The following is a 23,093-nucleotide window of genomic DNA, read 5'->3' on the forward strand; positions in this document are numbered from 1 at the left end:
TTCAGCGTCCGGCGAGGGCGTCGACGATGACCAGGCGCTTGGCGCGCCAGGCCGGCAGGCCGCCGGTCGCCAGCGCCAGCAGCACGGCGATGCCGGCGCCGCGGACCAGCACCGAGGTCGGCAGCTTCACCGCGCCGATGTAGTCCTTGAGCATCGGGAACAGCAACGACGCCACCAGCAGGCCGAGCGCCGCGGCGATCAGGCACAGCAGCAGCGACTCGGCGAGCACGAGGACCGTCACCTTGGCGTCGCTGAAGCCCAGCGTCTTGAGCACCGCGAGTTCCGGGATGCGCTCGCGCACCGCCTGCATCATGGTGTTGCCGGTCAGGAACAGCAGCGTGAAGAACACTGCGCCGAGGATGGCCTGGACGATGAAATTGATGTCGCCGAACTGCTTGAGGAAGGACTGCGCGAACTCCTTTTCGCTCTGCGACTTGGTCTCGTCCGGCGAGTTCTCGAACAGCTTGTCGATCGCCGCCGCGATCTGCGCCGACTGGTTCGGATCGCGGACCGAGACAATCCACCAGCCGATCGTGCCGGCACCGAAGGTGCGCGCCTCGTCGAAATAGCTGTAGTTGAACAGCGCGCCGTTGTTCTGCGAGGGGTCGGTGGTGAAGTTGTAGGTGCCGACGATGTCGAACGCCCAGTCGGAATTGCCGTCGTCCTTCTTGACCCAGATCGTCGAATGCAGCGGGATGCGGTCGCCGACTTTCCAGCCGTACTTCTGCATCAGGTCGAGGCCGACGATGAGGCCGGTGCGCGTGCGCTTCAGCGCCTCGATCTGCTCCGGCGCGATCTTCAGCTCCGGCACGACCTTCAGGTAGTCGTCGATGTCGACCGGCGTCGCGAACACGAAGTTCTTCTGCTCCTGATAGTAGGCGCCGAACCAGCTCGCGTAGGCGACGCCGGCGACGCCGGGCACCGCCTCGATCAGCGGCTTCTGCGCGATCGGCAGCGGCTCGGTCAGCGAGATGCGGCTGGTGACGATCAGGCGATTGACGTTGGCGTTGGTGACGCCCTGCTGGAACGCGGCGTTGACGCCCTGCAGCATGCCGAACAGCAGGAAGGCGATGACGATCGACAGCAGCGTGAAGATCGTGCGCGTCTTCTTGCGCCACAGCGTCGCCCAGAGCAGCGGGAAGTATTTCATCGCCGCCCCCTCGATGCGCCGCAGGCGCCTGCCCGGGCGCGGTTGCGTGCGCGCTGCGGACCCGCGCCGTTCATGACACCTGCCCGTCGACCAGCGCGCCCTTGTCCATGTGCAGCTGCCGTCGCGCGTACTCGGCGGCCTTCGGATCGTGCGTGACCATGATGACGGTCTTGCCGTGCTCGCGGTTGAGCACCTGCAGCAGGCCGAGGATCTCGTCGGCGGTCCTGCGGTCGAGGTCGCCGGTCGGCTCGTCGCAAACCAGCAGCGTCGGATCGGCGACCAGCGCGCGGGCGATGGCGACGCGCTGCTGCTGGCCGCCCGACAGCTCGCTCGGCTTGTGCCGGGCGCGGTCGGCGAGGCCGACGATGGTCAGCGCGGTCAACGCGTTGGCGCGCCGCTGCGCGGCGGACAGCCGCGTCAGCAGCAGCGGCAGTTCGACGTTGCCCTGCGCCGACAGCATCGGCATCAGGTTGTAGAACTGGAAGACGAAGCCGACGTGCCGCGCGCGCCAGCGCGCCAGCGCGGCGCCGGACAGGCGATCGATGTGCTCGCCGGCGACGATCACCTCACCCTCGGTGGGCCGGTCGAGGCCGCCGATCAGGTTCAGCAGCGTGGTCTTGCCGGACCCCGATGGTCCCATCAGGGCGACGAAGTCGCCTTCGGCGATGTCGAGATCGAGACTGTGCAGGACCTCGACGACTTCCTTGCCGCGCGTGTAGCGCTTGGCGACCTTGCGCAGCGAAACGATGTTGCCCATGCCTGCCGTTCCTCGCGTAGACCACGCCGGCACGGCCGGCGCGGTGATCCCGTGCCCCGGCAATCTAGCCGGTTGTCGATCGCCGCGCAGCAGGTGATTCCCTCAGCGCTGTGCCGCCCTCAGGGCGCCGGCGGCGGCGCATCGGCGCGCGGCGCCGTCGCCGTGCCGTGGCGCTGCAGATGGTCGGTGCCGGCGGCGCCGGCCGCGCCGTGCGCGACGTCGAGCGTGGCGTCGTCGTCGTCGCCAGCACGGTGCTGACGTTCCAGTGCTCGCCGCTGACCTGCTCGCGGGTGATGTCGAGCCGCACGAAGCCGCGCGCGGCGGCGTTGTGGAAGCGCACGTTGGGGTTGGCGAGCACGACCGCGGCGTTGTAGAGCGGTGCCAGCGCGACCGTCGCCGCGCTCTGGTCGGCGAGATTGTCGGAGCTCACGCTCATGCAGGTGAACTCGACGGCGACCGCGCCCTGGCCGGTCAGCGCGTTGTAGCCGGGCACGCCGGTGATGGCGGCCGACAGCGGGTTGTACGGCGTGTACGCGCCAGCGCACGCCGGTGTCCGACGAGGCCTGCATGCCGGCGCATGAACGAGATCTTCTCGATTCGCAAGCCGGCGATGCTAGGGGCGGCAGATGTCGCGCCGATGGCGCCGCCGCGATGCGGCCCTTCAGGGCGGAGCGATGCGGACCTGGGCGCCGTCCTGCAGTTTGGCGAAGTCGCCGACCGCGACCCGCTCGCCGGCGCTGATGCCGGACAGCACCGTGACCTGTTCGCCGGCCAGTGCGGCGCCGAGCTTCACGGCGCGGCGCTCGACGTGGTCGTCGCGCAGCACGTAGACGATGCCGGTGCCGGATTCTGGGCCGCTCTGCACGGCCGCGGCCGGCAGCGACAGTCCGCCGCGCGGTGTGCCCGGATCGTCCGGCGGTGCTTCGGAGAGGAACGACACGCGCGCGCCCATCTCCGGCAGGATGCGCGGGTCCTTGTCCTTGAAGCCGACCCGCACCTTGACCGTGGCCTTGCTGCGGTCGGCGGTCGGGATCACGGCGATGACCTCGGCCGGAATGCTCCAGTCCGGGTAGGCATTGAGGCGCACGACCGCCGGCTTGCCGCCCTGCACGCGGTTGATGAAGTTCTCGTTGACGTCGACCTCGACTTCCAGCGAGTCCATGTCGACCAGCGTGCCGATGCCGGTGCGCGTGAAGCCGCCGCCGGCCGAGATCGGCGAGACGATCTCGCCGGGCTGCGCCGCCTTGGTGGTGACGACGCCGGCGAACGGCGCGCGGATGACGGTGTCGGCGACGTCGCGTTCGGCGATGGTGAGATTGGCCTCGGCGACGTGCAGTGCGTATTGCTGCGCGTCGTAACTGGCCTTGCTGGTCTCCAGCGCCTCGGTGCTGATGAAGCCCTCGGCGGCCTGCCGGCGGTTGCGCTCGTAGATCGGCCGGATGTTGTCGGCGGCGGCGCGCGCCGCGGCCAGATTGGCGCGCGCCTGCAGCAGCCGCGCCTGGGCGTTGGAATCGTCGAGGCGCGCCATGATTTCGCCTTCGGCGACGCGCTGGCCTTCCTCGATGTACAGCTCCTGCAGCTTGCCGGTGATCTTCGCCGACACCGTCGCCTGACGGCGCGCGACGACGTAGCCGGAGGCGTCGAGCATCGAGGCCGCGCCGCCGCCGCTGCCCGGCAAGGGCGTGGCGCTGACCACCTGCACCGGCACGCCGCGCTCGCGCAGGAAGTAGGCGGCGCCGGCGCCGAGTACGGCGACGAGCAGCAGCGCGGCCAGGATCCACGGCCAGCGCGACGGCGCCTCGTGTTCCGGGCCGCGGTCGATCTTCAGCCGGCCGAGCAGGGTCTGGGTGTCGTTCATCGGCGACGGTTTTTCTTGCTCAGGAGAAGCCCGCACTCTAGCAGGGCGCGGCGCGTCCGGTACGGGCCGTGCTTATCATATGAAGACAAGCACAATTCAAAGCAGGTTTCGCATGAGCGCACGCAGCTCCGCCTCCCGTCGCAAGGCCCGCATCGGCCGCCCGGTGTGCTTCATCATCGGCGCCGGGCGCGGCATCGGCGCGGCGCTGGCCGAGACGTTCGCCGGCGAGGGCTTCGACATCGTGCTGCTGTCGCGCGGGCCGGCCAAGCTGCGTGGTCTGTGCGAGGAGCTGCACCGCAAGACCGGTCGCTACGTCGCCGCCTACGCCGCCGACGCCGGCGACGAGATTTCGCTGAAGCAGGGCCTCGACATCGCCCGCGCCGACTTCGGCGATCCGCAGGTGCTGATCTACAACGCCGCCGCCTCGCATCCCGAAGTGCCGACGCAGATCGCGCCGGAGCGCCTGGTCGAGGAGTTTCGCGTCAACGTCGGCGGCGCGCTGATGGCGGCCCGCGAAGTCGCGCCAGCGATGATCAAGGCCAAGAAGGGCACGATCCTGTTCACCGGCGGCGGCTTCGCGTACGAGCCGTCGATGAAGTACGCCTCGCTGTCGCTCGGCAAGGCGGCGCTGCGCTCGCTGGCCTACACGCTGGCGCAGGAACTCGGCGCGCACGGCGTGCACGTGGCGACGGTCACGGTGCACGGCATCACGCAAACCGGCACCAGCCTCGATCCGGCGCGCATCGCGCAGACCTACCTCTGGCTGCATCGCCAGCCGAAAGGTCATTTCGACATCGAGAAGATCCACAAGTAGGCCCGGCTGCCGGCGCCGCACGTTTTGCAGCCGTCATGGCGGGGCGCGTAGCGATGAAGCCATCCGGCGGCGTGGCGCGATCGTGCGGCCGGCTTGGTCGCCCTGGCGCTTCCCGCCAAGATGGACCGTCAGCTTGTTCTCGTGGCTTTCTTCGCATCAACCGGATACGGACGACATCGACCATGCCCGCGGCCTTTCCTCTGCTCCGCAATCCCGCCGAACTCGCTGCGCGCGAGTTCGATGTGCTCGTCATCGGCGGCGGCATCTACGGCGCCTGGACGGCCTACGATGCAGCGAGCCGCGGCCTGTCGGTGGCGCTGGTCGAGAAGAACGACTGGGGCAGCGGCACCTCGTCGGCGTCGAGCAAGCTGATCCACGGCGGCCTGCGCTACCTCGAACACTACGAATTCGGTCTGGTGCGCCACGCCCTGAAGGAGCGCCGCACGCTGTACCGCATCGCGCCGCATCTGGTGCGGCCGCTGAACTTCATCCTGCCGATGTGGAAGGGCCCGCGCGCGAGTCCGTTCATGGTCTCGGCTGGGCTGGCGCTCTACGACCTGCTCGCACTCGGCAGCCGGCCGGTGCAGCCGCACCGCCATTACGGCGCGCGCGCGCTGCTCGCCGATTATCCGTTCGTCGATCCGCAACAGCTGCTCGGCGGCTTCCGCTACGGCGACTGTCAGGAAGACGACGCGCGCATGACGCTGGTCGTCGCCGCCGCGGCGCAGGGCTGCGGCGCCGTCTGTGCCAATCGCGTGGCGGCGCGGGCCCTGATCGAGGCCGGCGGCAAGGTGGTCGGCGCCGAGCTCGAGGACGGCCTCGGTGGCGGGCGTTTCGCGGTGCGCGCGAAAGTCGTCGTCAATGCCGCCGGACCGTGGGCGCCCGGTCTGCTCGGCGCGGCGGCGCCGAAGGTCAAGCTGGTCAAGGGCACGCATCTGGTGCTGCCGGCGATTCCCGCCTGCAACGAGGCGTTTCTGCTGACGGCCGCCGACGGCCGCGTGTTCTTCGTGATCCCGTGGTATGGCCGCACGCTGGTCGGCACGACCGAGGCGAGCGTCGCGGCGCCGGCCGACGCGCAGCCGAGCGACGCGGAGACGCGCTACCTGCTCGCCGGCGTGCGCGCCGGCCTGCCGGGCATCGGCTGGACCGAGGCCGACGTCATCGCCCGCTTCGCCGGCGTGCGCATGCTGCAGGCCGAGGACGCCGCGTCGCTGTCGGCGGTGACGCGCGAGTTCGCGGTGCTGCGGCCGACGCCGAATCTGCTGATGCACGTCGGCGGCAAGTACACGACCTCGCGGCACGACAGCATCGCGATCGTCGATGCGGTGTTCGAGGCGCTCGGCCAGCGCCGCGCGCCGCCGCCGGTCACGCAGCTGCGCCCGCTGCCGGGCGCGCCGCAGCACGGTTTCGAAAGCTGGCAGGCGCAGACCATCGCCGAGCTGGCCGCGGCTGGCGTCGACCTGGAAGCGGCGCGCTGGCTGACGCTGCGGCACGGCACGCTGGTGTCGGCGATCGTCGCGCTGATCCAGGCGCGGCCGGCGCTGGCTGCGCGCATTCATCCCGAAGCGCCGTTCGTGCTTGCCGAGGCCGTCCACGCCGTGCGCTCGGAGATGGCGCTGTCGCTCGACGATCTGGTCCGTCGCCGCATGCCGCTGACGCTGCTGGTCCGCGGCGAAGGCTGGCGTGCGCCGCTGCTGAGCGCGCTCGCCGACGCCGGCTACGACGACATCCGCTGAAGCCGGCTGCTGCACGAGGACAGCGCTCCAGTCGGTGCGGTGCCGCACGCCCGCAGCAAAATTTGCGCAGCGCGACCGCGGCACGTTTCATGTTGCGTCGCACATTCCGACGAGCGGTAGCAGTTGGCCGCCCGCGGCCGCGGTTCGCCAGCCTAATCTCTCCATACTGCTGCGCATTGTCCGCCCGATCGGACTCCAGACGTGCCGTAAGGGCGGACGTCGAAGAACACATAAGAGGAGAGGAGTTATGCGAACCCGCAGATTTGCGCCCCTGCTGCTGGCCGCCGTTCTCGCCGCGTGCGGCGGAAACAATGACGACGGCAGCGGACTCGAAGGACAGAAGGCCAACGCCTATTCGCTGTTCGATCCGGTCGCCGCCAGCGCCGTCATTCCGTTCCCGTTCGACGGCCTGTTCACCGGCACCACGGACGGCACGCTCAACATTCCGAACAGCAGCAACGTGCCGTTCGTCGCCGCCGCCAACCAGCTCGACGGCTTTTCGACGACGGCCTCGCTGTTCACCGATTTCATCGGTTACGTCGACGTCGACCATGCGCTCGACATCGACGCCACCACGCACATGCCGGGCGTGCTGGTCATCGACACCTCGACGTTCTCGGTGCTGATCCCGGGCGTCGATTACCGGCTGCAGTCGTCGAAGGCGATCGATCCGTCGACCGGTGTGCCGCTCAACCAGCTGCGCACGCGCATGCTGATCGAGCCGCTCAAGCCGCTGAAGCCGTCGACGACTTACCTCGCCGTCGTCACGCGCCAGGTCAAGTCGACCGACGGCGTGCCGGTCGAGGCTGCCGACCTGTTTCGCGTGATCCGTTCGACGACGCCGGTGTCCGGGCAGGACGAGGCGGCGCTGTCGACGCTGAGCAACACGCAGCGCGCCACGCTCGAAGGCATTCGCCAGCAGTTCGCGCCGATGTTCGCCGGGCTCGAAGCCAAGGGCATCGCGCGTGAGAACGTCGTCATCGCCTGGCCGTTCACCACGCAGTCGACGACCAAGACCCTGGCCGCGATGGCGGAGAACGTCAGCGCCTCGCAGATCATCGTCGTCAACAGCGGGCTCAACACCGGTACCGCCAGCGGCGGCCAGCTGCCGGCGATCGCCGACGTCTACGCCGGCACGATCAGCGTGCCGTACTACCTCGGCGCGCCGAGCGGTGCCGACCCGACGCACTCGACCACGCCGCTGACCAGCTACTGGCAGGCCGACACCACGCAGCGCGACGACAGCGCCAGCATCCTCGGCTATCCGTGCCCGGCGCTGGCGCCGAGCGCGAGCACGACGGCCTGCTATCCGCTGCCGGTCAAGCAGAGCGACCAGACGATTCCGGTGCTGGTGACGATTCCGAACGCCGCCAGCGGGCAGACGATGCCGGCCGGGGGCTGGCCGGTCGTGATCTTCCAGCACGGCATCACCGGCAACCGCACGCAGATGATCGCGATCGCGCCGGCGCTGGCCGCGGCCGGCTTCGCGACGATCGCCATTGACCTGCCGCTGCACGGCCTGCCGCCGGACAGCGCCTCGCGCATCCCCGGCGTCGGCGAGCGCACCTTCGATCTCGATCTGGTCAACAACACCACCGGCGCATCCGGTCCGGACGGCATCGCCGACAGCTCGGGCACGCACTTCATCAATCTGAGCAGCCTGCTGACCAGCCGCGACAACATCCGCCAGGCGGTGTCCGACCTGCTGGTGCTCGCCAAGTCCACCGGCGGCACGCTGGTGCTGAAGGCCGATCACACGCCGGCCGGCATCGCCCTCGACGGCACCCAGGTCCGCTACGTCGGCCACTCGCTCGGCGCGATCGTTGCCGGCACCTTCCTCGGCGTGAAGGACGGCAGCAGCGCCGCCGTGCTCGCCATGCCGGGCGGCGGCATCGCCAAGCTGCTCGACGGCTCGGCGAGCTTCGGTCCGCGTATCGCCGCCGGTCTTGCCGCGGCGACCGCCAGCAGCCCGGCGGCCAGCCGCATCGTCGAAGGCAACGACAACTTCGAGACCTTCCTGCGCTTCGCACAGACCGCGGTCGATTCCGGCGATCCGCTGAACTTCGCGGCGACGGCGGCGGCCAACCATCCGCTGCTGATGCTGGAAGTGAAGGGCGACGCGGTGGTGCCGAACTGCACGATCGCCGGCGACGCGAACTGCCCGGCGACCGACACGATCACTGTCTCGGGCTACCTGTCCGGCAGCGATCCGCTGGCCCGCATGCTCGGGCTCGGCTTCATTCCGGGACCGGCGCAGACCGATGCGCTCGATGTGCCGGCGGCGGCGCAGATCCTCACCGGCGCCGCGGCGCGCAACAACGTCGTGCGCTTCGCGCAGGGCGACCACGGCTCGATCCTGAGTCCGGCGGCTTCGCTCGACGTCACCTGCGAAATGCAGGGTCAGACCGCGGCCTTCGTCAAGACCAACGGCACCGTGCTGAAGATCGGCAATCCGTGCCCGGGCAGCGGCTCGTGAGCGGGAGGAGAACAACCATGATCGACAAGAAGAACCTGATTGCGGCCGCCGCCTCGCTGCTGTTCGCGGCCCCGGCGCTGGCCTACACCGACGAGATCCACGGCATTTCGTTGCAGCTCGACAACCGCGTCACGGTCGGCAGCGCCTGGCGCACCGAGTCGCGCGATCCGAATCGCATCGGCATCGCCAACGGCGGCAATTCCTATTCGACCAACGGCGACGACGGCGACCTCGCGTTCGACGCCGGCAAAATCGTCTCGGCGGCGGCCAAGATCACCTCGGACCTGACGCTGACCAAAGGCAAGTACGGCGTCTTCGTGCGCGGCAGCTATCTGTTCAACGACCGCCTGCACAACTACGACTTCTTCAACGAGAACAACTACTACACGACGCCGATCGGCCCGGGCTACGGACTGACGCCGGACGGCCGCGTGTCGGTCGCGCCGTACTCGGAGTACCGCTCGAAGAACAAGCAGGTGCAGGACTACAACGGCAACGACGCCGACCTGCTCGACGCCTACTTCTTCGGCAGCATCGACTTCGGCAGCCGCGAGCTGGCGTTCAAGATCGGCCGTCAGGTCATCAACTGGGGCGAGTCGACTTTCATCCTCAACGGCATCAACAGCATCCTGGCCTTCGATTCCAACCAGCTGCACGTGCCGGGCTTCGATCTCGACGAGGTCGTGATCCCGGAGAACATGGCCTGGCTGTCGATGAACGTGGTGCCGAACGTCAATGTCGAGGCCTTCTACCAGTTCGACTGGCAGCGCACCCAGCCGGACGCGGCGGGCACGTTCTGGTCGACGAACGACTTTGCATCGATCGGCGGCACGCGCGCCAACATCACCTTCGGCCTGCCGAAGGAGAACGCGCCGAACTCGTCGATCCCGCGCGAACACGACCGCACGCCGAGCAAGAGCGGCCAGTTCGGCGGCAAGATCAGCTTCTTCATCTCGGCGCTGAACGACATGGACCTGTCGTTCTACGCGATGAACTACCACAGCCGCCTGCCGCTGGTCAGCGGCATCTCCAAGTCGAGCTACGCGTCGACTTCGGAAACCGGCCGCTACTTCATCGAGTATCCGGAGGACATCCAGCTGTACGGCACCTCGTTCAACACGACGGTCGGCGCCTGGTCGCTGCAGGGCGAATACAGCATGAAGGTCGATCAGCCGCTGCAGGTCGAGGACGTCGAGCTGCTGCTCGCCGGCGTCGGCCTGCCGAGCCAGATCACGCCGCCGCCGGCGGCGCCGCTTGGCTCGGCGCTCGGCAACAAGTACCTGCGCGGCTACCGCCGGCACGATGTCAGCCAGGTCGATGTTTCGGTGACGCGACTGGCCGGCCCGATGCGCTGGCTTGGTTCCGATCAGCTGCTGTTCCTTGCCGAAGCGGGCGCCGTCTATGTGCACGGCATGCCGTCGGAGAACGAGCTGCGCTATGAAGGGCCGGGTACGTACACGCCGGGCGACGCCGCAGTGGCGGCGCTGGTCTCGAGTGCGACACTGCCGGGATACGGCTATGCCGTGCCGCAGCAGACGGACGGTTACGCCACGGCCTTCTCGTGGGGCTACAAGCTGGTCGCGCGCGTGACGTACAACAACGTGTTCGGCAAGTTCCGTCTCGAGCCGACGCTGCGCTTCGACCACGACGTGCACGGCGTCACGCCGACGCCGCTGCTGAACTTCGTCGAAGGCCGCAAGACGGCGACGGTATCGCTGCTCGGCTACTACCTGCAGTCGTGGTCGGCGGAGCTGGGCTACACCGCTTACTTCGGCGGCGGTGATCGCAACCTGCTGTCGGATCGCGACTACGTCGACGCGGTGCTCAAGTACACCTTCTGAGTTGTGGGAACGCGCTGGCGGCCGACAGGCCGCCCTCGCGGGGGCGATGGGCCGGCCTTGTGCCGGCCCTGTTTTTTTGTGCGTCCCGACTTTCCTCCTGCCGATCGCGCCTGATAAGCGCTCTATCAGAACGTCGCAAGTGACAGGTGCGACCGCTGCCGTCCGCGCCCATCTCCGACGTGTCCATGGCGCAGGACGGCCGTCTCGAAGCCTGCCTTAGAAGCACCGGGATGGGCGCGACGTCTATCGATGCCGCGCGAACTCCGCCCTCTTTGCGCGCATGAGTCGCCGCTCGGGCGCGCGCCGACGAAATTTCCTTCACGCGATCACTTGCCGGGTATGGCGAAGAGCGCCATCCGGTGGGTGCACCAGATTGAATCGGCATGCCCCAAGCCGGAAATCCGGCCTGCGCGGGCCATGCGAATTCAAGGTCTTGAAGTCACTCGCCACTCGGCATGCGCGCACCAAAAGGGCGTGCGCGCAGCGGAGTGTCCATCCGTGGCATCGCAAAGCGCCGGCAAGAAAAAGATGGCAGCGAATTTGCTCGTCGTTATATATAGACTTTTGAAATTGGATATGTATAGATATTAATAAGGTCGTGTGCCTGGACGGCATCGGGCACGGGGAAGTGAAGAGGAAATTCCTGGTGGGCTGCATCGCCGCCTGTCAGGCGCGGCGAGCGGTACGTAATCACTTACTTATTGGGAGATCGAGGGCAATGGTTCCGAGCGATTCGAAACTGGAGGCATGCGACGGTAAGCGTGTCGCCGAATGCGTAGGCGAGAGAACGCAGGAGGGCCGACGTCGAGCGGCTCTGGCAGGCGGCGCAGCCGCATTGCTTGGAGTGGCATCGCTTGCAGCCACTCAGGCCGCGTCGGCGCAGGCGACCGAGGCCGCTCCAGCGCAGGAAGAAACCGCCGTGGAAGAAGTCGTCGTCACCGGCACGCGTATCGTCCGTGACGGCTACAGCGCGCCGACGCCGGTGACGGTGATGGGGGCGGAGCAGCTGCAGTCGTTCGCGTCGCCGAACATCGCCGATGCACTCAACACGATGCCGGAGCTGTCGGGCAGCGCCACGCCGGCCACCTCGGTGGCCACTGCCAGCACCGGTGCCTCGAACATCAACGCGCTGAACCTGCGCGCGCTGGGCACCAACCGCACGCTGGTGCTGGTCGATGGCCGGCGCGCGGTGGCTTCATCGATGTCGGGCATGGTCGACGTCAACCTGATCCCTCAGGATCTGGTCCGCAGCGTCGAGGTCGTGACCGGCGGGGCCTCCGCGGCCTACGGTTCGGACGCGCTCAGCGGTATCGTCAATTTCGTCCTCGACAAGAACTACACCGGCACCAAGCTGACCGCGCAGACCGGTGCCACTACGTACGGCGATGGCGACAACTGGATGGGCGGCCTGACCTACGGCACGCCGTTCGGCGAAGGCCGCGGCCACTTCTTGTTCAGCGCCAACTACCGCCACCAGGACGCGATTCCGATCAACGATCGCGGCTGGAACCTGCAGGGCTGGCAGTTCATGGCCAATCCGAACTACAAGGTCGGAAATACTTACACCGGTGAGCCGCAATGGCTGCGGCTCAGCCAGGTTGGTCCGAGCAACGGCTTCGCCGGCGGCGTCATCACCGACACCGCCTTCCGTGGCACCGCGTTCGGTCCCGGCGGTACGCCGTACCAGATCGAGTTCGGCGATCTGGTTTCCGATCCCGACATGCACGGCGGCGACTGGAAACTCACGCAGGTGCGCGGTACGCGCGCCGGCACCAGCCTGCTCGGCGGCTCGAAGACGGTCAGCTTCTTCACGCGTGGTTCGTGGGACCTCACCGACGACATCAATGTCTTCGCGCAGGCTTCGTATGCACGCGATCGCAATCACAACTACGCGTTCTCGCTCGAAGATACCGGCAGAAGCATCACGCTCAGCGTCGAAAATGCGTTCCTGCCGGAGAACATCCGCCAGGCGATGATCGCGCAGGGCGTTTCGACGTTCCACATGGGCAGCATGCACACGGACTTGCCGATCGTCGACGCGACGAACGATCGCGACGTCACCAGCCTGCTCGCCGGCGCCGAAGGCAAGTTCGGCAACGGCTGGAGCTGGGATACGTACTACCAGCGTGGCATCTCGAATTTCGAGAGCGTCGCCAAGGGCATGTACTACAAGCCGTACCTCGCCCTGGCCTATGACTCCGTCATCGATCCGGACACCGGCGCGCCGGTCTGCCGTTCGACGCTGACCGATCCGGGCAACGGCTGCAAGCCGTACAACCTCTTCGGCATCGGCGTGAACACGCAGGGCGCCATCGACTACGTCACCGGTAACGGTGAGCAGATGTGGCGCAAGCAGCAGATGACGCAGGACGTTGCGGCCTTCACGCTGAACGGCACGCCGTTCGCGACCTGGGCCGGTGACGTTTCCGTCGCCACCGGCGTCGAGTGGCGCAAGGAAGCGATCGGCAAGGGGCGCAACGATTCGCTCTCGCCGACGCAGTACTGGTGGGTCGGCGGCTATCAGGTCAGCAAGGGTAGCTACAACGTCAAGGAAGCGTTCGTCGAAACGGTCGTGCCGCTCGCCAAGGATCTGCCGGCGCTGCAGGCCCTCGACTTCAGCGGTGCGTTCCGCGCCACCGACTACAGCACCTCGGGTAGCGTCGAGACCTGGAAGCTGGGCCTGAACTGGACGCCGATCGAGGATGTCCGCGTGCGTACGACGCTGTCGCGCGACATTCGTGCGCCGAACCTCGAAGAGCTGTTCAGCAACGGCGGCGGCGGCGCGCCGGCGGTCACCAATCCGTGGATACTTGATCCGCTCACCGGCCTCCCAGTTAGCGAGAACATCAGCTCGCCCCGCATCGGCAATCCGGACCTGACGCCCGAAACGGCCGACAGCTTCGGCGGCGGTATCGTGCTGACGCCGCGCTTCATGCCGGGCTTCGCGATGTCGGTCGACTACTGGAAGATCGACATCGACGACGCGATCGGCCTGCCGGCGACGCAGGACATCATCGATGGCTGCCACAACGGACAGACGGACTTCTGCTCGGCGATCGATTTCAATGTCGATGCCGACGGTGCTCAGCATATCGCCGTGGTTCGCCGCAATCCGTTCAACTACACGACGCTGGCGGCGCGTGGTGTCGACTACGAAGCCTCGTACCGCTTCAGCATGAGCTCGATTTACTCGGCGCTGCCGGGCGTGGTGCAGGTGCGTGCGCTGGCGACGAACTACCTGAAGATGGCTTCGACCATCAACGGTGTGGTCGACGACACGGCGGGGCAGAACACCTCTTACGGCCCGCCGAGCTGGAAGTGGAATGCGTCGGTCAACTACGCGCTCGATGCGTTCCGCGGCTCGGTGACGGCGCGCGGCATCAGCTCCGGCGTCTATGACAACGACTGGATCGTCTGCAGCACGAACTGCCCGCCCGTTCTGGATTCGAAGTACAGAACGGTCAACGACAATCACATCCCCAGCGCGATCTTCTGGGATGCCTCGCTGACGTATGCCTTCGGTTTCAAGGATGCCGACGTCGAGAGCTTCGTCAATGTCCGCAACGTGTTCGATCGCGATCCGCCGATCGTTGCGCCGAACGCCGGCGGCTTCAACTACACGATGCCGTCGTCGAACGCGCAGCTGTACGACGTGCTCGGCCGCACCTTCACGGTGGGCCTGCGCATGAAGTTCTGATAAGGGTCAGGTACAGCGGGGCGGCGAGAGCCGCCCCGCCATCCTGCTGATGGCGATTGCGTGCCTGGCGCACGCGTCAATTCCGGAGAGCCGATTTCATGCTTCGCTCATTCATCCGCGCGCTGGGTTTGACCCTGGTGCTGCAGGCGTTCCTCCCCGTCGGTGCGCACGCTGCCGAGCCGGCGACGCCCAAGGTGCCCGAGTACGCACTCGATCCCACCTGGCCGAAGCTGCCGCTGCCGCATAACTGGGCACTCGGCCTCATCAACGGCATCTATGTCGATGCCAAGAATCATCTGTGGATCTACCACAGTCCCGAGCTGGTGCCGAAGTACGCACTCGGCGCCGCGCAGAATCCGCCGATCGGCAAGTGCTGTGTGCCGGCGCCGGCGATCATCGAATTTGACGAGGCGGGCAATGTGCTGCGCGCCTGGGGCGGTCCCGAGGACGCCAAGGTTCAGGGCTACGACTGGCCGTCCGCCGGTCACGGCCTGTATGTCGACTACAAGGGCAATATCTGGATCGGCGGCAGCCAGACGCGCGTCGGCGCCGATGGCAGCCAGCCGGATGGCCTGTATCTGAAGTTCAGTCCGGACGGGAAGTTCCTGCTGCAGATCGGCGGCAAGGGGCCGTCCAAGGGCAGCCTCGACACGACCATGCTCAGCGGTGCGGCGGCGGTCGACGTCGATCCGGCGACCAACGAAGTCTTCATTGCCGATGGTTACGGCAATCATCGTGTGATCGTGTTCGACGCCGACAGCGGCGTGTTCAAGCGCCAGTGGGGCGCTTACGGCAAGCCGCCGACCGATCTGAACATCCCGCGCTATGACGGTGGCCCGGCACTGCCGAAGCAGTTCAATCTCGTGCACTGCATCCGCATTGCCAAGGACGGGCTGGTCTACGTCTGCGATCGCCTGAACGATCGCCTCCAGGTCTTCAAGAAGGATGGCAGCTTCGTCATGGAGCACGTCTACGAGCCGATGACGCGCGGCTCGGGTTCGGTCGGCAACGTCAGCCTGTGGCCGGATGCCCAGCAGACCTTCATGGTGATGAACGATCCCGGCAACTTCCAGACCGTCATCCTGCGCCGCTCCGATCTGAGCGAGGTCGCGCGCTTCGGCCACTACGGCACCTGGGCGGGCGAGTATCACCGCAATCACCAGATGGAGTTCGACCTGAAGGGCAATATCTACACGTCGGAAGATCACCGCGTGCAGAAGCTCAGAATCGCGAACGGCGTGAAACCCTGAGCGTCAGCGCGGTCCGGTGCCTGGATCGCGCCGTTAGTTTTTCTAAAGAGTTAAGCAGAAGGGCTCGATGTTCTTGCATCGCGCAAGTCTCGACAATGCGCGGTCCGATCCCCGGTCCGTGCCGCTGGCTTGCAGACGTGCGCTGCGGACGAGGGCATGGCGCCGTGTTCGCCCCCGCTGGGGCGAGCCACCGAACGGAGATGAGCGTTGCTGAGCGGCAAAAAAATAGCGGCAAATCCCGAGCTGTACTTCAATCCTCATATCGCCGCCGTACCGAAGTACAACGCCGGGCTGGGGCTCGCGGCGGCGCGCGCCGCCAGTGGCCTGGAGCAGATCGCGCGTCTGGCCAGTAACGAGAATCCGTACGGCTGTTCCCCCGGGGTGCAGCAGGTGCTGTCGGGGAGCAGCGTCGAGCCCTGGCGGTATTCCGATCCGGCCTGCCAGCGTTTGCGGATGGCGCTTGGCGAGCGTCTGGGCGTCGATCCGGAGCGGATCGTGGTCGGCAATGGCTCGGAAGAAATGATCGCCGCGGCATCTCGCGCCTTTCTGTCGGAGGGCGCCGAGGCGCTGACCGTGGCGCCGTGCTTCGGTTTGCACGAGATCGAGCCGCTCGCGGTCGGTGCGCGCGTGACCAAGGTGCCGATGACGGCCGATTTCGGCTTCGACGTGCCGGCACTGGAAGCGGCGCTGGCGCGGGCGCCCAATGCCTTCTTTCTGCCGTCGCCGTGGAATCCGGTGGGCGCGGCGCTCGATCATGAGCAACTGGCGCGGGTGATCGCGGCGACGCCGGAATCCACGTTGTTCGTGCTCGACGAGGCGTACCGCGAGTTCACCTCGGATGCGATTCCGGACGGCTTCGAGATGCTGCGCGAGTCAGCCCGGTCGTACGTCGTCCTGCGCACGTTCTCCAAGGCCTTCGGTCTGGCAGGCTTGCGCGTCGGCTACGCGATCTGCGCCAGCGTCGAAATCGCGCGGATGCTGTCGGCCGCGAAGACGCCGTTCAATGTCAATGCGGTCGCGCAGGCGGCGGCTGTCGCGGCGCTCGATGACCAGGCCTGGATGCAGGCTGCGGTCGCGCGAATTTGCGCGGAGCGTGAGCGTGTGGCGGGCGAGCTGCGTGCGCTCGGCCTTCGGGTCGCCCGCTCGGAAGGCAATTTCCTCTTCTTCAGCGTGGGGCGCTCCAGCGCCGAGGTGGCGGCCGAATTGCTGAAGGCCGGGGTGGTGGTGAAGCCCTGGGTCGAGGCGCAGTATCAGGCTTTCATCCGCGTCTCGATCGGCGCGCCGATCGAGAACGATCAGTTTCTCGCGGCGCTCGCCGCGATTCTGCGTCCGGCTGCCGCCGGCGCTGCCTGAGGGCATCGAGGCCCGCCGCCGCCGTCAGGGCGGCGGCGAGCTTTTTCTGTGGCGCCGGAGCGACGGGATATCGCGCGATGTCGCTCGGTCCGGGTGCTGCGCAGAGCGACGCAGGCGCCGGGTGAACGCGCCGGGCGTCGACGATTCCGGATGGCGGCGGCGTTGCGGCCGGCCGATGACGGCAGGCGCTAAAGCAGACACTCGATCTCGATCAGCAGGGCCGACGCCGCCGCTGCGTCCGTGCTGAAGAGCGTCAACGCGCGCGGATCTTGCGGGCCCTGCAGGACGACGCAATCGTGCGTGCCGAGCTCGGCTTCCGCGCCTTCGTTCGTGTGCACGCGTATGCGGCCGCTGGTGCAGAAGACGAGCAGGGCCTCCGCATCATCTTGCGTCCGCAGGATCTCGCCGATCGGCGCGCGGCTTACGGTGTGCCGGTAACGGCCGCGCCGCGTCATCGTGTTCAGGTCGGTGACCGCTGCGCCCAGCAGCTGCGCCTGCACCGGCCGATCGGCGTCGAAGGCGAAGGGCGGCGCGGCGCGGTCCAGCGTGCGGACGCTGCCGTCGTCGGCGAAGGCGAGGCGCAGGCCTTCGCCTTCGAGCACGCAGAGCGTGCGGTCGATATCGGCAAAGCGGGAAAAAGGTCCGTCGCCGGCGACGACGGCCATGCTGACGCGCCAGTCCAGCGTGTCGAGGCTCGCCGCCGGCGGAGAGACCGCGATTTCGAAGGTCTCTCCGCCGCCGTTCTTCCACGGCATGCGCTGGTAATTGGACGAGCGCAGGATGCGCATGCCGTGTCCCCGGCCTCAGCCGCCGAGAATGCCGGGCAGGTCGAGATGCTTTTCCCGCGCGCAGTCGAGCGCGATGTCATAGCCGGCATCGGCATGGCGCATCACGCCGGTGGCCGGGTCGTTCCACAGCACGCGCGCGAGCCGTGCATCGGCCTCGGCCGTTCCGTCGCAGACGATGACCATGCCGGCGTGCTGCGAGAAGCCCATGCCGACGCCGCCGCCGTGATGCAGCGACACCCAGGTCGCTCCCGAGGCGGTGTTCAGCAGCGCATTGAGCAGCGGCCAGTCGGAGACCGCATCCGAGCCGTCCTGCATCGCCTCGGTTTCCCGGTTCGGCGACGCGACCGAGCCCGAGTCGAGGTGGTCGCGGCCGATCACGATCGGCGCCTTCAGTTCACCCGAAGCCACCATCTGATTGAAGGCGCGGCCGAGGCGGTCGCGATCGCCGAGGCCGACCCAGCAGATGCGCGCCGGCAGGCCCTGGAAGTGAATGCGCTCACGCGCCATGTCGAGCCAGTTGTGCAGATGCGGATCATCGGGGATCAGCTCCTTGACCTTCTGGTCGGTCTTGTAGATGTCTTCGGGATCGCCCGACAGCGCGGCCCAGCGGAACGGGCCGACGCCGCGGCAGAACAGGGGGCGGATGTACGCCGGCACGAAGCCGGGGAAGGCGAAGGCGTCCTTCACGCCGCGGTCGAGCGCGACCTGGCGGATGTTGTTGCCGTAGTCGAAGGTCGGGATGCCCTGCTGGTGGAACTCGAGCATCGCGCGAACGTGGACTGCCATCGAGTCCTTCGCGGCCTCGGCAACGGCGGCCGGCTCGGTCGCGCGTCGTGCTTCCCATTCCTCGATCGACCAGCCGATCGGCAGGTAGCCGTTGACCGGGTCGTGGGCCGAAGTCTGGTCGGTCACGGCATCCGGCTTCACGCCGCGGCGCAGCAGCTCCGGCAGCACTTCGGCCGCGTTGCCGCGCAAGGCGACCGAGATCGCCTTGCCGGTCTTCTTCGCGTCATCGAGGATCGCCAGTGCTTCGTCGAGGTCCTTGGCGCAAACATCGACATAGCCGGTGCGCAGGCGGAAGTCGATGCTCGATTGCCGGCATTCGATCGCCAGGCAGCTGGCACCGGCCATGGTCGCAGCGAGCGGCTGGGCGCCGCCCATGCCGCCGAGGCCGGCGGTCAGGATCCAGCGGCCCTTCAGAGTGCCGCCGTAGTGGCGGCGACCCATTTCGACGAAGGTTTCGTAGGTGCCCTGGACGATGCCCTGCGAGCCGATGTAGATCCATGAGCCGGCCGTCATCTGGCCGTACATCATCAGGCCCTTCTGATCGAGCTCGCTGAAGTGCTCCCAGTTTGCCCAGTGCGGCACGAGATTGGAGTTGGCGATCAGCACGCGCGGCGCGTCGCGGTGCGTGCGGAACACGCCGACCGGCTTGCCGGATTGCACGAGCAGCGTCTCGTCGTCGCCGAGACGCTTTAGCGTCGCAACGATGCGGTCGAAGCTCTCCCAGTCGCGTGCGGCGCGGCCGATGCCGCCGTAGACGACCAGTTCCTCGGGACGTTCGGCGACGTCCGGATCGAGGTTGTTCATCAGCATGCGCAGCGGCGCTTCCGTGAGCCAGCTGCGGGCACTCAGCGTCGATCCGTGCGGAGCTCGGATAACGCGCGACTTGTCGATTCGAAGCATGTCTACCACCTGATGTTGAAGCCTTATCTTTAGGCTGATGGGCTCTGGGCGAATTCGATGCAGCGAGCCAGCACGGTTTCCAGGACCGTGCGCAGCGGCATCGCGAAATCGGGCACGAACGGCGTCGGCCAGTTGTCCGGCGTCGGCGCGCTATCCGGCTCGCGCATGTAGCCTCGGCATCCGAGTTCCATTTGCAGGGCGTGGACACCCGTCTCCGGCTGGCCGAAGGCGCGCGTGATGTAACCGCCCTTGAAGCGGCCGTTCACGACATGGCTGTAAGGCGTGTCGGCACAGACCGCGGCCACCGCGTCGCTGAGCGCCGCAGCGCAGGCGCGGCCATCGTTGCTGCCGATGTTGAACTGCGGCAGCTCGCCGTCGAACAGACGCGGAATGCGCGAGCGGATCGAATGGCAGTCGTAGATCACGACGCGCGGATGGCGCTCGCGCAGGCGCGAAATTTCTTCACGCAGCGCGGTGTGGTAGGGATCGAAATACCGCGCGCGCCGGCGGGCGATTTCGTCCGGCGTCAGCGGCGAGTCCGCCGGGTAAAGCGGTTCGCCGTCGAAGGTCGTGGTCGGGCAGATCTCGGTGGTGGCGAGCCCGGGATACAGGGAATGACCGGACGGATCGCGATTGACGTCGATGACGCTGCGCGAGACCGCGGTGTGGACGATGGTGGCGCCGAGGCCGGCGGCGAAGCCGTACAGCTGCGGCAGCCACCAGTCGGCGTCCTTGCGCGCCAGCCACGGCGACACGAATCGCGCTTCGAGCTCGCGCAGATCGGTACCGGCGTGCGGGATGCTGAGCAGCAGCGGCGCATCGCCGCGCGTAATGGACAGCCAGTCGGACATGCGGCTCATGCCTCCAGCAAGACCTGCGGCAGCGGCACGCCGGCTGCGGACGCGATCGAGCCGCTGCGCACGAGCGCGATCGCTTCCTCCATGTCCGGATGCATGTAGCGGTCGTTGTCGAGCATCGGTACGCGTGCACGCAGTGCCGTACGCGCCGATTCGAGCGGGACGCTGGATTTGAGCGGGCTGCGGAAATCGCAGGCCTGCGCCGCCATCAGCAGCTCGATGGCGATGACCGCGGTCGCGTTCTCGATCATCGGCAGCACGCGGCGCGCGCCGTGCGCCGCCATCGACACGTGGTCTTCCTGATTCGCCGAAGTCGGGATGGAGTCGACGCTGGCCGGGTAGGCGCGCTGCTTGTTCTCGGATACGAGCGCCGCGGCCGTCACCTGCGGAATCATGAAGCCGGAGTTGAGGCCCGGCCGCGGCGTCAGGAAGGCCGGCAGGCCGGAGAGCGCGGGGTCGATCAGCATCGCGATGCGGCGTTCCGCCAGAGAGCCGATCTCGCAGACAGCGATGGCGATCATGTCGGCGGCGAAGGCGACGGGCTCCGCATGGAAGTTGCCGCCCGACAGCGCCTCGCCGGTATCGGCGAAGATCAGCGGATTGTCCGATACGCCGTTGGCCTCGGTCGCAAGAAAGCTGGCGGCGTGACGCAGCATGTCGAGACAGGCACCCATCACCTGCGGCTGGCAACGCAGGCAGTAGGGGTCCTGCACGCGGTCGTCGTCGACCAGATGCGAGGCGCGCAGCGCGCTGCCCGCCATCAGCTCGCGCAACGCCGCCGCCGCTTCGATCTGGCCCTGGTGCCGACGCAACGCGTGGATGCGCGGGTCGAACGGCGTATCGGTGCCGCGAGCGGCATCGGTGGTGAGCGCACCGGTGATCAGCGCCGACTGGAAGAGGATTTCCGCTTCGAACAGCGCCGCGAGGCACACGGCCGTCGAGAACTGCGTGCCGTTCAGCAGCGCGAGCCCTTCCTTCGGGCCGAGCGTCAGCGGCTGCAGGCCGGCGGCGGCGAGCCCCTCGGTAGCGGGCACGCGTCCCGCGGGAGTATCCACTTCGCCGACGCCGATCATTGCCGCCGCCATGTGCGCCAGCGGCGCGAGGTCGCCGGACGCGCCGACGGAGCCTTGCGACGGCACGACGGGAATGATGTTCGCCGCAAGCAGGGCTTCGAGGAACGACAAGGTCCACGGCCGCACGCCGGACGCGCCCTGGCCGAGGCTTGCGAGCTTGAGCGCCATCATCAGGCGGACCACGTGCGTCGGCAGCGGAGCGCCGGTCCCCGCCGCGTGGGACAGCACGATGTTCTGCTGCAAGCGATCGAGATCCGCGTCTTCGATGCGAACCGTCGCCAGCTTTCCGAATCCGGTATTGATGCCGTAGACCGGCTTGCCATCGGCGAGGATGCGCGAGATCGCCGAAGCGCCGCTCTCCACGGCGCTGCGGCAGGAGGCATCGAGTCTCGGGGTGGCGCCCCGGTAGACCGCTCTCCAGTCGTCGAGCGACGTGAATCCAGGCTTCAACACAATCGTGATCATCGACCTCTCCAAATGCGGGAATGCAGGGGATTGAAGCCCATGCGGTAGACGAGCTCCGCCGGCGCTTCGATGTTCCAGATGGCGAAATCGGCGAATTTGCCGACTTCGAGCGTGCCGGCATCACGTTCCATGCCCAGGGCGCGCGCGGCATGGCGCGTTGCGCCGAGCAGGCATTCCTCGACCGTAAGGCGGAACTGCGTGGCGGCCATGTTGAGTGCAAGCAACAGCGATGTGAGCGGTGAGGTGCCGGGGTTCGAATCGGTCGAGACGGCGATGGCAACCCCGTGGCGCCGCAACAGTTCGACCGGGGGTGGTGTCTTCTCGCGCAGGAAGTAGAACGCGCCCGGCAGCAGGACGGCGACGGTGCCTGCGCGGGCAAGCGCTGCGGCTCCGGCTTCGTCAGTGAATTCGAGATGATCCGCCGACAGTGCGCCGTGTTCCGCAGCCAGACGCGCGCCGCCCAGGTTGGACAGCTGGTCGGCGTGCAGACGCACACGCAGCCCGAGCGCAGCCGCGGCGACGAAGAGGCGCTCGATCTGCTGCGGCGAGAAGGCAATGCTCTCGCAGAAGCCGTCCACCGCATCAACGAGCCCTTCTGCGGCGAGCGCCGGCAGCATGTCCGCGATCAGGCGATCGATGTAGATGTCGGCATTGCCGGCCATCTCGGGCGGCACGGCGTGGGCGCCGAGAAAGCTCGTGCGTACGTCGATCGCACGCAGCCGCCCCAGTTCGCGTGCGGCGAGCAGCATCCGGCGTTCGGTTTCCAGGTCGAGGCCGTAGCCGGACTTGATTTCGATCGTCGTGACGCCTTCTGCGATCAGCGCATCAAGCCGCGGCAGAGCCATGGCGATGAGGTCGGCCACGGACGCCGCGCGGGTGGCACGCAGCGTCGACAGGATGCCGCCGCCGGCGGCGGCGATTTCCTGATAAGTCGCGCCGCGCAGCCGCAACTCGAACTCCATCGCGCGGTTGCCGCCATAGATCAGGTGCGTGTGGCAGTCGATCAGGCCGGGCGTGATCCAGCGGCCGGCGCAGTCGATGACGTCCGCGGTTTCGGCCGCGTGCTGCGGCAGCTCGGATTCCGGCCCGGCGAAGACGATGCGTTCGCCGCGCGTCAGGATCGCGCCCTGCGGCACGACGCCGATGCCGCCGGCGCTGTCGGCCATGGTCGCGAGTCTCGCGTTGCGCCATAGGCGTTCCCGCGAGTGACGCTGAGTGATCGTCCCGGTGGTCATTTCAAAACAGCTTCCGCAAAAATTCGGCAGTCACTTTCTGTCGTTAATGTATAGTCA

The 23,093-nt window shown here is 67.5% G+C and carries 16 protein-coding genes; 7 read left to right on the plus strand and 9 right to left on the minus strand.

The genetic code is table 11. From position 1 onward, the window contains the following. Nucleotide 1: 1 nt before the first annotated feature. From H149_RS0110115 to H149_RS0110130, 4 genes are all read right to left on the minus strand, one after another. Nucleotides 2-1,150 carry an ABC transporter permease gene (locus H149_RS0110115; RefSeq protein WP_020649636.1) on the minus strand — a complete coding sequence of 383 codons (1,149 nt, stop codon included), beginning with the start codon at nucleotides 1,148-1,150 and terminating at the stop codon, nucleotides 2-4. Between the two features lie 70 nt (nucleotides 1,151-1,220). After that, nucleotides 1,221-1,907, minus strand: a complete 687-nt coding sequence (locus H149_RS0110120) for an ABC transporter ATP-binding protein (protein WP_020649637.1) — start codon at nucleotides 1,905-1,907, stop codon at nucleotides 1,221-1,223. Nucleotides 1,908-1,971: 64 nt separating this feature from the next. Then, a complete protein-coding gene (locus H149_RS0110125; RefSeq protein WP_020649638.1) occupies nucleotides 1,972-2,400 on the minus strand; it encodes an alkaline phosphatase D family protein in 429 nt (142 codons plus the stop codon). A gap of 168 nt (nucleotides 2,401-2,568) precedes the next feature. Further along, nucleotides 2,569-3,765: an efflux RND transporter periplasmic adaptor subunit gene (locus tag H149_RS0110130; RefSeq protein WP_020649639.1), complete on the minus strand. Its 1,197-nt coding sequence runs from the start codon at nucleotides 3,763-3,765 to the stop codon at nucleotides 2,569-2,571. Nucleotides 3,766-3,877: 112 nt separating this feature from the next. Between H149_RS0110130 and H149_RS0110135 the strand changes: the two genes are divergently transcribed. From H149_RS0110135 to hisC, 7 genes are all read left to right on the plus strand, one after another. Continuing rightward, nucleotides 3,878-4,579 (plus strand): SDR family NAD(P)-dependent oxidoreductase, encoded by a 702-nt coding sequence (locus H149_RS0110135; RefSeq protein WP_020649640.1) that lies wholly within the window; start codon nucleotides 3,878-3,880, stop codon nucleotides 4,577-4,579. A gap of 182 nt (nucleotides 4,580-4,761) precedes the next feature. Further along, the gene (locus H149_RS0110140; protein ID WP_020649641.1) at nucleotides 4,762-6,315 is read left to right on the plus strand and encodes a glycerol-3-phosphate dehydrogenase/oxidase; all 1,554 of its coding nucleotides are present in this window, start codon (nucleotides 4,762-4,764) and stop codon (nucleotides 6,313-6,315) included. Nucleotides 6,316-6,562: 247 nt separating this feature from the next. After that, complete coding sequence (locus tag H149_RS0110145) at nucleotides 6,563-8,791, plus strand: hypothetical protein (RefSeq protein ID WP_020649642.1); 2,229 nt, start codon at nucleotides 6,563-6,565, stop codon at nucleotides 8,789-8,791. Between the two features lie 17 nt (nucleotides 8,792-8,808). Then, the gene (locus tag H149_RS0110150) at nucleotides 8,809-10,632 is read left to right on the plus strand and encodes a DUF1302 domain-containing protein (protein ID WP_020649643.1); all 1,824 of its coding nucleotides are present in this window, start codon (nucleotides 8,809-8,811) and stop codon (nucleotides 10,630-10,632) included. 919 nt (nucleotides 10,633-11,551) lie between these two features. Beyond that, nucleotides 11,552-14,329 carry a TonB-dependent receptor plug domain-containing protein gene (locus H149_RS0110155; RefSeq protein WP_020649644.1) on the plus strand — a complete coding sequence of 926 codons (2,778 nt, stop codon included), beginning with the start codon at nucleotides 11,552-11,554 and terminating at the stop codon, nucleotides 14,327-14,329. 98 nt (nucleotides 14,330-14,427) lie between these two features. Beyond that, nucleotides 14,428-15,579 carry an NHL repeat-containing protein gene (locus H149_RS0110160; RefSeq protein ID WP_026353061.1) on the plus strand — a complete coding sequence of 384 codons (1,152 nt, stop codon included), beginning with the start codon at nucleotides 14,428-14,430 and terminating at the stop codon, nucleotides 15,577-15,579. Between the two features lie 207 nt (nucleotides 15,580-15,786). Continuing rightward, on the plus strand, nucleotides 15,787-16,932 hold the full coding sequence (gene hisC / locus H149_RS20550; RefSeq protein ID WP_083930920.1) for a histidinol-phosphate transaminase: 1,146 nt from the start codon (nucleotides 15,787-15,789) through the stop codon (nucleotides 16,930-16,932). 188 nt (nucleotides 16,933-17,120) lie between these two features. Here the strand turns inward: hisC and H149_RS20555 are convergent, their stop codons facing one another. From H149_RS20555 to hutI, 5 genes are read right to left on the minus strand one after another with little or no spacing between them, the layout of a single operon-like run. Then, on the minus strand, nucleotides 17,121-17,720 hold the full coding sequence (locus tag H149_RS20555) for a HutD/Ves family protein (protein ID WP_020649647.1): 600 nt from the start codon (nucleotides 17,718-17,720) through the stop codon (nucleotides 17,121-17,123). A 15-nt stretch (nucleotides 17,721-17,735) separates the two neighbouring features. Next, nucleotides 17,736-19,406 (minus strand): urocanate hydratase, encoded by a 1,671-nt coding sequence (gene hutU, locus H149_RS0110175; RefSeq protein ID WP_026353062.1) that lies wholly within the window; start codon nucleotides 19,404-19,406, stop codon nucleotides 17,736-17,738. A gap of 29 nt (nucleotides 19,407-19,435) precedes the next feature. Beyond that, entirely contained in the window at nucleotides 19,436-20,266 is an 831-nt protein-coding gene (gene hutG / locus H149_RS0110180) for an N-formylglutamate deformylase (protein WP_020649649.1), read from the minus strand. After that, nucleotides 20,263-21,801: a histidine ammonia-lyase gene (gene hutH / locus H149_RS0110185; protein WP_026353063.1), complete on the minus strand. Its 1,539-nt coding sequence runs from the start codon at nucleotides 21,799-21,801 to the stop codon at nucleotides 20,263-20,265. The genes hutG and hutH overlap by 4 nt, the downstream gene beginning before the upstream one ends. Beyond that, a complete protein-coding gene (hutI, locus tag H149_RS0110190) occupies nucleotides 21,798-22,967 on the minus strand; it encodes an imidazolonepropionase (protein ID WP_020649651.1) in 1,170 nt (389 codons plus the stop codon). The genes hutH and hutI overlap by 4 nt, the downstream gene beginning before the upstream one ends. Nucleotides 22,968-23,093: the final 126 nt, after the last annotated feature.

Origin of the sequence: Solimonas variicoloris DSM 15731 (assembly GCF_000382285.1) — a bacterium.
Taxonomy (GTDB): Bacteria; Pseudomonadota; Gammaproteobacteria; order Nevskiales; family Nevskiaceae; genus Solimonas; species Solimonas variicoloris.

Bases quoted from the DNA above. Each gene is read 5' to 3' on its own strand.
- H149_RS0110115 (WP_020649636.1), bottom strand. From the start codon at position 1,150: ATGAAATACTTCCCGCTGCTCTGGGCGACGCTGTGGCGCAAGAAGACG.
- H149_RS0110120 (WP_020649637.1), bottom strand. From the start codon at position 1,907: ATGGGCAACATCGTTTCGCTGCGCAAGGTCGCCAAGCGCTACACGCGC.
- H149_RS0110130 (WP_020649639.1), bottom strand. From the start codon at position 3,765: ATGAACGACACCCAGACCCTGCTCGGCCGGCTGAAGATCGACCGCGGC.
- H149_RS0110135 (WP_020649640.1), top strand. From the start codon at position 3,878: ATGAGCGCACGCAGCTCCGCCTCCCGTCGCAAGGCCCGCATCGGCCGC.
- H149_RS0110140 (WP_020649641.1), top strand. From the start codon at position 4,762: ATGCCCGCGGCCTTTCCTCTGCTCCGCAATCCCGCCGAACTCGCTGCG.
- H149_RS0110145 (WP_020649642.1), top strand. From the start codon at position 6,563: ATGCGAACCCGCAGATTTGCGCCCCTGCTGCTGGCCGCCGTTCTCGCC.
- H149_RS0110150 (WP_020649643.1), top strand. From the start codon at position 8,809: ATGATCGACAAGAAGAACCTGATTGCGGCCGCCGCCTCGCTGCTGTTC.
- H149_RS0110160 (WP_026353061.1), top strand. From the start codon at position 14,428: ATGCTTCGCTCATTCATCCGCGCGCTGGGTTTGACCCTGGTGCTGCAG.
- H149_RS20555 (WP_020649647.1), bottom strand. From the start codon at position 17,720: ATGCGCATCCTGCGCTCGTCCAATTACCAGCGCATGCCGTGGAAGAAC.
- hutU (WP_026353062.1), bottom strand. From the start codon at position 19,406: ATGCTTCGAATCGACAAGTCGCGCGTTATCCGAGCTCCGCACGGATCG.
- hutG (WP_020649649.1), bottom strand. From the start codon at position 20,266: ATGAGCCGCATGTCCGACTGGCTGTCCATTACGCGCGGCGATGCGCCG.
- hutH (WP_026353063.1), bottom strand. From the start codon at position 21,801: ATGATCACGATTGTGTTGAAGCCTGGATTCACGTCGCTCGACGACTGG.
- hutI (WP_020649651.1), bottom strand. From the start codon at position 22,967: ATGGCCGACAGCGCCGGCGGCATCGGCGTCGTGCCGCAGGGCGCGATC.